Annotated in this window: 6 protein-coding genes; 1 reads left to right on the top strand and 5 read right to left on the bottom strand. The window is 62.6% G+C overall.

All coding sequences use genetic code 11. The features are described from left to right. From WAN71_RS05115 to WAN71_RS05135, 5 genes are all read right to left on the bottom strand, one after another. Positions 1 to 1,059 (bottom strand): hypothetical protein (locus tag WAN71_RS05115; RefSeq protein ID WP_422224290.1); only part of this gene is annotated, 1,059 nt, incomplete at its 3' end. Positions 1,060 to 1,147: 88 nt separating this feature from the next. Continuing rightward, positions 1,148 to 2,887: an AMP-binding protein gene (locus WAN71_RS05120; protein ID WP_422224291.1), complete on the bottom strand. Its 1,740-nt coding sequence runs from the start codon at positions 2,885 to 2,887 to the stop codon at positions 1,148 to 1,150. Positions 2,888 to 2,942: 55 nt separating this feature from the next. Next, entirely contained in the window at positions 2,943 to 4,061 is a 1,119-nt protein-coding gene (pe, locus tag WAN71_RS05125; RefSeq protein ID WP_422224292.1) for an acyltransferase PE, read from the bottom strand. 69 nt (positions 4,062 to 4,130) lie between these two features. Then, entirely contained in the window at positions 4,131 to 7,130 is a 3,000-nt protein-coding gene (locus WAN71_RS05130; protein ID WP_422224293.1) for an RND family transporter, read from the bottom strand. Between the two features lie 62 nt (positions 7,131 to 7,192). After that, positions 7,193 to 8,614: a condensation domain-containing protein gene (locus tag WAN71_RS05135; protein WP_422224294.1), complete on the bottom strand. Its 1,422-nt coding sequence runs from the start codon at positions 8,612 to 8,614 to the stop codon at positions 7,193 to 7,195. 288 nt (positions 8,615 to 8,902) lie between these two features. On the opposite strand from WAN71_RS05135, the gene WAN71_RS05140 reads away from it, so the two are divergent. After that, positions 8,903 to 11,591: type I polyketide synthase (locus WAN71_RS05140; RefSeq protein WP_422224295.1), on the top strand; the 2,689-nt coding region annotated here is incomplete at its 3' end.

An 11,591-nucleotide genomic window follows, 5' to 3' on the forward strand; every position in this document is an offset into this window, starting at 1 on the left:
CGGCAGTGCCGCACGCCCGGTGATCGGGGGCAGATCGGCGAGCGTCACGATCCCGGGCCTGGCCGCGACGACCGCCGGCACGGCGTTGGTCACCGGCATCGCGGTGTAGATCATGCCCAGCCCCATGAATCCTGGCTCGGTCCAATCCTTTGGCGGCAGGCAATGAATCACCGTGCGCATATTGGGCAGTCCGAACACTTGGATGACGTGGCCGTGCTCGAGCGGCTTCGGCGGAACCACCTGATTGCCCATGATCCAGTTGAATCCCACGCTGACCACATTGCGGTCGCCGACCCAGCCACGGTGATAGCCGTACACACTGCCGACGGTTCCGGCCGGGATCTTCATGAAGCCCAAATCGGAGTCGGCGGTGGCCGCGGTGAACGTCACGTCGAACGTGATCTTGTCCAGCGTCGCGCCGATCGCGTCGGCCATCATCGCGGCCGACTCGGCGAAGACCTCGCTTTCGCGCCGGACGTTCTCGGCCAGCCCCGGCGTATCGGGGTCCTGCGAGAAACCCATCGCGGTCTGAGTTTCCGCGGACTCGTAGGTAGAGCAGTCCACCGATTCGGTGATGCGGATCTCGTCGACGCGCTCACAGGACCCGCTGAGCGCCATGCCGACCAGGTTCGTCATTCCGGGGTGCGCGCCGCTGCCGAACATCGTTGATCCACCCCGCTCGCAGGCGTCGAGAATTCGCTGCAGGTCCTGCGGCGTCTGTTTGCCACCGGTGATCCAGGCCGCGCTGGAGCACACGTTCACGCCCGCCTCCAGCAGCTGCACCAACTCGTCGATGTTCGGCCACAACGGGTTATAGCAACACGCGTCGGGCCGCAGTGCGAGCAGCGCGTCGAGGTCGTTGGTGGCCTTCACTCCCGTCGCCTCAGGCCAGCCGGAGAGCGCAGCGGCGTCGACACCGACCTTGTCTTGGCCGTGGGCGTAGACGCCGACGAGTTCCATGTCCGGTCTGCCGATGATGGCGTGCAGCGATCGCCGCCCGATGTTGCCGGTCGTCCACTGGATCACCCGAAACGGACGGGCTGTGCTGGTCGTGCTCATCGGGACTCCTTTGCCGGTGCGATTGGACTCATTATGTTCAATCCGGCCAACGTGCACGCCAGCCTGGCGTCCCCGCTCACCGGCCGGCTCAGGCGTCCAACCGGATGAATTGGTTTTGGCGGTAGTGCTCGACACAGGCGGCGCGCCGGATCTTGCCGCTCGTCGTGGTGGGGATCGACCCGGGCGACACCAGAACGAGGTCCCCGACATTCAAGCCGTGCGCATTGGATATCGCGGCGGTGACGTCGCTTTTGACCCGGTTGAGCCAGTGCATCGCCTCCTTGGTGGAATCGCCTCGCTTCTTGAGCTCGATGACGGTGACCAGCTTCTCGGTACTGTTCACCGGAACCGATATCGCCGCGACCCGACCACTTGTGATCTCTTGGACCGTCGCCTCAATGTCCTCGGGACAGTGATTACGCCCGCGGATGATCAGCAGGTCTTTAATGCGACCGACAATGAACAGGTCACCCTCGAGGATGAAACCTAGGTCACCGGTTCTCAGCCAGGGTCCGTCAGGCGTGCCCGGCGAAGGGTCGGCAAGTGTTGCGCCGAAGGTGTGCCGCTCCTGCGGCGGTTTGCGCCAATAGCCTTCAGCGACATTGGCGCCACGTATCCAGATCTCGCCGACCAAGCCCTGCGGGCACTCGCGGTTTGTGTCGCGGTCGACGATCCGAAGAGTAGGTGATTGCGGCAGTTTGTATCTGACCAGCTCTGTGCCCGTCCCGGCTGCACACCGCTCCGCGCGGCCCGCGCCCAGCTCCCCGAGATCGAAGTGAACCGCCCCCGATGAATCACTCCACATGCCAGTGGCCACGAAGACGGTTGCCTCCGCCAAGCCATATGAAGGACGCATCATACGGTCCCGAAAATTGAAGTGAGCAAACCGATCAACGAAACGTTGCAATGTGGCCGACTCGACGCGTTCGGCACCGCTGATGATGCCCAGCACACCACCAAGGTCGAGGCCGGCCAGGTCACTGTCAGTTGTTTTGCGCGCGGCCAAGTCGAAGGCGAAGTTAGGCGCCGCTGACCACGCATGAGGATTCTCGGCCAGCGATCGCACCCATCTGGCCGGCCTTTCCAAGAACGAAATCGGACTCGTCAGCTCGACGCGATGGCCGTTGAGGATTGGCGCGCAGACTCCCAGCATCAAACCCATGTCATGGTATAAGGGCAACCACGACACCATCGTGGTATCGGATGGGGCTACCAGGTCGGCGTCCGTGAAGAAGCAGCGCATGAGCTGCTCGAGATTCACCTGGAGGTTGCGGTGCGAGATCATCACCCCGGTCGGCAGTCGAGTCGAACCTGAGCTGTACTGCAAATACGCGATGCTAGGCAAATCAGCTGTGCCAACGCTTATTCCGCCATCAGAGTCCAGATTCATCGAATCGATTTCGACGATCTTCGGAGCAGCGTCCATACCCGCTTGATCAACATACTTGGCGATATCTTCCGCGACCGCAGACGTTGTGAGAACAATTGAGGGCGACGTATCGGCAAGGATGGCACTGAGATGCTCATGGATCGAGCCGCGGTGCGACAACGGCAACGGAACTGCGATGCGCCCCGCCTGCATGCATCCCAGAAACGCCGCAACGTACTCGAGGCCCTGCGGAGCCAGTACTACTGCCCTGTCTCCGGCCGATCCATAAGAGCGGAGCTCGCGTGCCAGATTTAGGGTTCGGCGGGATAACTGCGACCACGTGAGACTCTGGCGAACACCCGCCCAATCGTCTTCATAATTAGTAAAAGTGAACGCCGCGTCATGGGGCCGCAGACTGGCGCGTCCGTGGAGCATCGAGAGAACAGATGACTGAGACACCGGCGTCACTTACGTCCGGACTAGCTCGTCGAACCCGTCGGCGCGCAGTTGGTTGTCAGCCTTTGCCGACGTGAGACAACGCGGCCATGGCGCCATTGAGGATTTGCGAAAAGGGATCGGCGGCGCCGCCGAAAGTCGCTTGGCTGGCCGGTGCAGTGACAGCCGCGGGGTCGAACCCGTTCACCGGGTCCACTTGGACCGGAGCGGTCGACGGATCGTCATTCCGGGAATACCCCGCGTTGACCCTGGGAATCAGTATTGCGTCAAGCTTATTCAGCGTGTCTTCCGGGATCCCGATGTAGTGCAGCGGCATGACCAGCGGAAGGTGCCTTTCAGGGATCAACACCGTCGTCGTCGTCGCACCTTTGGAGTTGACCGTCGACCTGATGTTCTGCGGCGGCACCATGCTCGGGTTGGTGAATGCCACCGCAGTGTGGCCAGTGGCGAGGCCCATGAGCGTGTTGGCGAGGGCGAACATGTTGTCCGGCCGGTCGGGAAAGTCGGCGATCGAGTCGTAGGCGGAGACGAACATCGTGGTGTTGTATTGGCTTTCCACCGGAGGTGGTATGGCGTAGTCGAGTGCCGGCGCGACGGCGCCGACCGGGAACGTGTGGGTCAGGAAGCTCTCACCGAAGGCGTGACGCGCAACTGGGTCACCAAACGTGGCGAAGCTCAGCTGATCTGGCGGAGGAGCGGTCGGATCATCTGCGAGCCGAGCCTGCTCGGCGTCGAGCACGAGAGAACCCTCGGACAAACCGATCGCGGTACCGCGACCACCGTTGCGGATCGCCGCATCGAGGTTGCCCGCTCCCTCGTCGACCGACTCGCCGACGCTGGGACCATTCACACCTAGGCCCGGGAGGGATTCATCGATTCGGCCTATGCCTGGGAAGAGTCGTTCCAGCACATGGCCCTGCACCTGCCCTGCCGAGTAGGGAACGATTTGTCGCTTCAGACCTGGGAACCATTCAGCACCTTCGCGGCGGATGTACTCGTCGTAGGGAATACCCAGAACGTGAGCGCCTCCCATCGCGTACGCGATCCCGTCGGATGGCGTCCCGGGGACCGGCGTGGCGCCAGCCGGCGTGTCGTCGGCCGATGCAGTCCCGATGCCGAAACATCCTGTCGCGCTGACAGTTACCAGCGTGGTAACGCTTGCGAGCAGTCTCTTCATCGCTACTCCTGACCCCTCGGCTTCATCTCGTAGTCTCACACACATGACGTGTGCGCGCTAACCCGGTTATTACTCGGCGCGTCCGGCTGGTGACCGCGACAGCGACGGCAGCACTCTCGGTCGTGACGGCCACCAGTTCGCCCGCCCGACCAGCGCAGCGATGGCGGGAACCGTGATGGTTCGTACCAAGAAGGTATCCAGCAAAATTCCCACACCGATCACGAAACCGCCCTGGACCACGGTGCCGATGCTGGCGAACAAGAGGCCGCACATCGAGGCAGCGAAGATCAGACCTGCCGCAGTGATGACGCCGCCGGTCGAACTCAGGGTGCGAATGATGCCGTAACGCAGGCTGTGCGGAGACTCGTCACGCATTCGCGAGACGAGCAGCATGTTGTAGTCGGCGCCCACCGCGACCAATACCACGAACGCCAGCGGGGGCACGCTCCAATGTAGTTGCTGGCCGAATAGGAATTGAAATACCAGCGCGCCAATCCCCACTGCCGACAAATACGAAATGATCACGGAAGCAACTAGATACAGCGGCGCGACAACCGCACGCAGCAGCGCAACCAAGGTCAGTAGCACGACGACGAGGGTTACCGCGATGATGAACCGGATGTCGTGTTGGTAGTAGTCGCGCGTGTCCCTTAGCCCGACGGTGTATCCAGCCATCGATACCGTGGCGTCCGCCAATGCAGTATTCGGTTGAGCTCCCCGGGCGGTCTGACTGATCGCGTTGACCTGATCCATGGCCTCGGTGCTGAACGGATTGAGTTTGGTTTGAACCAAATACCGCACCGAGTGGCCGTCTGGCGACATGAATACCTTGGCGGCCTTCTGGAATTCCTCTAGATGCAGCAGCTGGGCGGGAATATTGAACCCGGCCATTGCCGGTTGTGCCGCGTCATGTTTCAGCGACAACAGAAAAGTCGCTGCCTCATCGAGCCCGGCACCCATCTGTTTGACTTGGTCGACGAGTTGAGTCACCGCGTCAGCCACTTGCCGGCTTCCGCCGGCGAATTGGTTTGCGCCATCTTGCAGGCTGGACAGGTTCGCCTGCAGGCCGCCGGGTTGGTCCATCCCCATGGAATGCATCACCTTGGTGAGGTTCGTTAAGGCGCCGCGCACGCGGTCTGCCGATGCGTTCAGGCTCTCTTTGTCCGGGAATGACTGCAGCTGCCCCGCCAGATCATTGATCGCGTCGAGGTCTTCCTGGTTGTTCGCACCGGCCAGCTGCTGGAACGCCTCGCGGGTGGCGGTGCAGGACTCATCGCCACTGCAGATCGGGTTGCCCTGCAGCGCCGCCAGCACCGGGCCTATCCAGGAGAAGATGTTCCTGCCGACCGAATCGTTCCAGCCCATGGCATGGCTGAGCGAGTTGACGTGGTCGACGAGCTTGGCTGCGGTGTCGACCTCCTTCACTAACGTGTCGCCACCGTACTGGTTTTTCATCGACGATAAGGAGTCGGTCAAGCTCTGCACACTGGCAGCGAGCTGGCTGACTTGGCCGCGCACGTCGCTCAGGTTGTCGGCCAGCGTGCCGGCCCCGTCGACCAGCCGGTTGAGGTCATTGGTGCGGTCGTTGATCAGGGTTGACCCGCCGGCCAGAAAGGTGCCGATAGCGCCTGCCTGATAGGTGGCTCTGAATTGTTCTGGCACATTTCCGGTGGGACGAGTGATGCCGCTGATTGCAGCGATGTTCGGCAGTTGGCTGACTCGGTCCGCCATTTGCTCCAGGTCCGCGAGGGCCTGCGGCGTGCGTAGGTCGTGCGGTGACTGGATGAGGAGGTATTCCGGAATGGACTGGTTCACCGGGAAATGGCGATCCAGCGCGGCATACCCGACGGAGCTCGGTGCGGAAGATGGCAGGGCCTTGCGATCGTCGTAGTTATAACGCACTAAGCCGGCGCAGCTGGCCAGGGCGATCAACACCAGCAGACTGGCGACCAGATGGACCTTCGGCCGTCGCACGATGCGGATGCCCGAACGGCGCCAGAACCGAGCGGTCAGTTCGCGCCGCGGCTTGACCCAGCCGCGTGGCCCGGCGAGCACCAGAATCGCCGGCAGCAATGTCATCGCGGCGAGGAACGCCACGCCGACCCCAATCGCCGCCGACACTCCGACCGTTTTGAACACTCCCATTCGGGCGAAGCTGATGAGGAGAAAAGTGATTCCTACGGTGACCGCGGATGCCGCGATCACTTTTCCGATCGAGATCATTGCCCCCTTGACCGCCTGATCGGAATCATCACCCAACCGCAAATAATCGTGATAGCGGCTTATCAGAAAGACCGCGTAATCCGTTCCGGCGCCGGCCATTATGGCGCTCAGAAATACGATGGACTGGTTCGAGACGCCCGAGCCGGTCAATTGGGAGAATCCAGCCACCAGCGCCTGCGCGATCACCAGGGATATCCCGATCGTCAGCAACGGCAGCAGCATGGTGAGCACGTTGCGGTAAATCACCAGCAGGACGATGAGCACCAGCACGGCGATCGCCAGCTCAATCGGAAGCCGATCCCGATCGCCAGCGACCGTAAGGTCGGCGACGGTCGCCGCGGGGCCGGTGAGGTGTCCCGTCAGGGGCGTTCCGGCGACGGCGTGTTTGACGATGTCGCCGACCTGGTTGAAAGCGGCGTAGGCCCGTGGAGTGCCTAACTCGCCGGCGAGGCCGACCGGCAGCACCCAAACCTTGTTGTCTTTGCTGGTCACGACCGAACGCAGCGGTGGCGTGCTGATGAAATCCTGCAACATCACGACATCTCGCGTGTCCTGGCGCAGCGCGTCCACCAGTTTGCGGTAAACGGCTTCGTCGGCGGGGCCAAGCCCCTTGTCGTCGGTCAGGGCCACCAACAGCAGGTCTTCAGACCCCGATTCGTGAAACGCCTCGGTCATCTTTCGTGCGGTGACGTTCGACGGCGCATCGCTGGGCAAGATAGCGAGCGGATGCTTCTGGGCCATCTCGCCCAGGGATGGGAACGTCAGAGGCAGTGCGACCGCAATCGCGACCCAGATCCCGATTACTACCCAGGGCCACCGCACCACGAACTTGGCTAGCCGTTGCATCTCGCCCTCACCGCTCGAAAACCACGCACTTCAGAAAGCCCAAGCCATCGAATTGCTCCACGCTATGCGACCCGTCCCCAGTGCCCGCTGTCGGCGACCCGCACGCAAACGGACTTCATCGCCGCCATGTAGCGGGTAACTGATTTCTGGGCGACCGGGTTATCGGGATGCAAGATCGCCATTATCGTGCCCTCCCCATACCGAAATATATAGACGGTCAGTTGATATGAATACCGGCCGTCAGGGTAGATTCCTATATTGTTCGCAAGACCCAGGTCGGCTGCTGCAAGCACGGCGTTGAGCGGAGCAGCGCCGCCATGCAAGAAGTTCGACACCGGAAAGTTCGGTCGTGGCCAGCTCAACCACGGCGCCAATTCCAAGACGCGGTAATACGGCACCTTCGCCATGTCCAGACCTGAATCGAAAGAAGCCTGCGCTGCCCATGCGGCATCGCCGAAAGAGGTCGCAGCTATCGGAACGGTGATCGGGATCAAGCCGGTAAACCAACCCTGCGTCATGAAATTGTCTGTGCCAGTGCGGGAATCCCGGGGAGTGAGCCCGTAATACGTGAGAGCACCAGTAAACTCATGCTCCACCAGGGCGAGGCAGGCGAACAAGCCGCCGACGAAGCGCGCGCCGGCCGCCGTGCAGGCTGATTCGAATCGCTCCGTCTGTGCTGCATCCATCAGGAGTTCGGAGGCCATGTCACTGCTCGCCGACTCCAACGGGTTACCCAACGGGAGTGGGAATTCAGGAAAGCTACCATTGTTGTTCTCGGCGAAGTCAATCCACGCGCGTACCTCAGGTGAATCTACGGTCAACGCTGACGTGTACTGGCGCTCGCGGATACAGAAAGCGTCAAAGCTGCCGGCATCGGGAAGCGCAAGGGGCTTACCGCTTGCGCTCAACGCCGCATACATTCCGTTGGCTTCCAGCATTGTTGTGCCGATCAAGGTCGCGTCCCCGTGGACATGATCCATGGCGGCAAAGAACGTGAAGTGGTTCTCGTTTTGGATAATCCCGAAGGTGAAGCAGCCCCACTCCAGCGGATTTGGTATGGCCACGACATGAGCGCGTATTTCGTCAACTGTCATGTCGCCGTGATCGATCGGCATGAATTCGATATCAGCCGGATCGCTGATGGCGTGCCTTATGAACTCTCCATTGCCGGTGTGCTCGAACCAACTGCGGAATGTGTCATGACGGCGCAGGTATGTGTTAAGGCCCTGATCCATGGCAGAAATGTCACATTGGCCGGGCACTTCACAGCTGGCGATGATTTGCCGGGAAAAGTTCAGGCCCGCGGCTTTCCGTTCGCAATAGTTACGCAGATGTTGGCCCTGCATGTAGCTGACCGGCACCGAACTGACCGGCGCCTGCCGGACCTTTTCGGCAGCCGCGGCCGTCGGGTGCCACGAGGTGACTGAGCCGGGAGACAGCGTCCAGTCATCGAGTGAGCCGATCGTAATCTTCCCGATGCGCAAAGCTTCGTCCTCCTCGGTTTGAACGGCTCCGGTCCGGCCACGCTAGCAGCGAGAACAAGATAACCCGCCCAGCGGTCACGCTGGCGGGCACGGGGATGCGCCTCGACAGCTCACAGTAAGTTGACATGGAGCCACCCGGCGTGAAACCCAAGCCGACAGGCGTATCTGGCTATAGGGTGCGGGGGAGCACCGCCGCAGTTGCGATACTGGCGGCGGTAGTGATTCTGGTGTGCAATCCGCCGCCCCAGCGATCGAATCCTCACCGTCCTCAGCAGAAAGGACAACGGCATGGCATCCGTCGCAGGTCAACAGCAGCCAGCATCGGGTTTTGCGATCGTCGGCTATGCGGCGCGTTTTCCGGGTGCCGCCGATGCCGACGAGTTTTGGGAGGTGCTTCGGGAAGGTCGGGACGCGATATCCGAGGTGCCCCCGGACCGGTGGGATGCCGACGAATTCTTTGACCCGGATCCCGACACGCCCGGGAAGATTGTGACCCGACGGGCAGGTTTCGTCGATGACGTAACCGGGTTCGACGCGCCGTTTTTCGGTTTGTCGGTGCGCGAGGTCAGGTTGATGGACCCGCAGCATCGGCTCTTGCTGGAGACGGCGTGGCGGGCGGTCGAGCATTCGGGCACCGCGCCATCGGCTTTGGCCAACACCAACACCGGTGTGTTCGTCGGTTTGTCCACCCATGACTACCTGGGAATGGCGTCCGGCGAGCTGACTTACCCCGAGATCGAAGCCTATATGGCAATCGGGACAGCGGCCGCCGCCGGAGCGGGCCGGATCAGCTATCGGTTGGGGCTGCAGGGCCCGGCGGTCACAGTCGACACAGCGTGCAGCTCGTCGTTGGTGGCAATCCATCAGGCGTGCCAGGCGCTGCGGTTTGGGGAATGTGACCTCGCGCTGGCCGGCGGAGCGAACGTCCTGCTCAGCCCGGCGACCATGATCACGTTTTCGAGTGCGCACATGTTGGCACCCGACGGGCGGTGCAAGACCTTCGACGCGGCTGCAGACGGCTATGTGCGGGGCGAGGGTTGCGGTGTCATTGTCGTGAAGCGGCTTGAAGACGCAATCCGCGACGGCGACCGGATTCGGGCCGTGATCCGGGGCAGCGCGATCAACCAAGATGGCGCATCGGGTGGTTTGACGGTGCCGAACGGTGTCGCTCAGCAACGGGTTATCGCCGAGGCGCTGCAGCGCGCCGGTGTCGCACCCGGCGACGTCGGATACCTGGAAGCGCACGGAACCGGGACATCGCTGGGCGATCCGATCGAGGCCCAGGCCGCAGGTGCGGTGTTCGGCGTTGGGCGCGAGGCAAGCCGGCCGCTGCTGATCGGCTCGGTGAAGACGAATATCGGGCATCTGGAAGCCGCCGCGGGGATCGCGGGCGTGATCAAGGTCATCCTGTCGCTCGAGCACGGGTTACTGCCGCAGCACCTGCACTTTCGCAATCCGTCGCCGCACATTCCCTGGGACCGGCTTTCGGTGCAGGTTGTGCAGGACGCCACCACGTGGGAACGCAACGGCGGGCCCCGTATCGCGGGAGTCAGTTCTTTCGGGTTCTCCGGGACCAACGCGCATGTCATCCTCGAGGAAGCACCCGATGAAGTAGGCCAGATCGCTGTGCCACCGGAGCCGATCGAGGCGCCCGGGAGCCGGCGGTTCAGCGTTCTTCCGCTATCGGCGCGCACGCCCGCCGCACTGGCGCAGATCGCCAACGATTACCGCAGCTGGTTGGCCGCGCACCCGGAGGCCACTTTGGCGGACGTGTGCTTGACCGCCGGCGTGGGGCGATCACACTTCGAGCACCGGGCCGCGTTGGTGGTCAATTCGACGGACTCTGCCAGTGAGTTGCTTGGTGCGCTCGCGGACGACCGCCCGGCACCTGGCCTGGTGCGCGGCGTATCCGAAGACCCACCGAAGACGGCGTGGCTATTCACCGGTCAAGGCAGCCAGTACGTCGGCATGGCCCGGGAGCTGTTCGACACCGAGCCGGTCTTCGCCGAGACACTGACCCGCTGCGCGGCAGCGGTCGCTGACATTCTCGAAAAGCCCTTGCTGGACGTTATTTTCGATGCGGATGGCCCGGATGGCGAAGAGACGCTGCGGCAGACCACCTACGCCCAGCCCGCATTGTTCGCGGTGGAGATGGGCCTGGCTCACCTTTGGCAGTCATGGGGCTTCGAACCCGACGTGGTGCTGGGCCACAGCGTCGGCCAGTATTCGGCGGCCTGCGTCGCCGGTGTGTTCAGCCTCGAGGATGGCGCGCTGCTAATGGCCGAGCGCGGGCGCCTTTTCGGCAGTTTGCCTGCCGGCGGTCGGATGGTCGCGGTGTTCACCGCCGCCGAGCGCGTCGAGAGCCTGACCGACGCGTTTCCCAGTCTGTCGGTTGCTGCCTACAACGGTGCTAATACCGTACTGTCGGGACCCGCGCAGGATCTGGAGCAGGCGGTTTCCGGGTTGACTGCCGACGGTGTCCGATGTGACTGGCTAGACACCAGCCACGCGTTCCATTCGGCGCTGCTGGATCCGATCCTCGACGAGTTCGAGTCGTATGCGAACCGGTTCAATTTCGGCTCCCCACAACGGATTTTGGTGTGCAACCGCACCGGTGCCACGCTTGGCAGGAGCGTGAAACTCGATGGCTCCTATTGGCGTCGCCACGCGCGGCAGCCAGTGGAATTCGCCAAGAGCGTCCAGACGCTGGCCGATTTGAGTTGCAAAGTGCTGTTGGAGATCGGCCCACAGCCGGTGCTCACCGCCGCAGCCCTGCGGGCATGGCCTGACCCGGCCACTGCACCGCGGGCGATCGCGTCATTGCGTCGAAACACTGCGGACCACCGTCAGATCGCCGAAGCCCTTGCCGACGCCTACGTCCTAGGTCACCTGCCCGACTTCGGCGCTGTCCGGCAGGGACCGGCGCGAAAGCTCGACCTGCCCACCTATCCGTTCGAGCATCGCCAGTACTGGTATC

The organism is Mycobacterium sp. (assembly GCF_049280035.1).
Lineage (GTDB): Bacteria > Actinomycetota > Actinomycetes > Mycobacteriales > Mycobacteriaceae > Mycobacterium.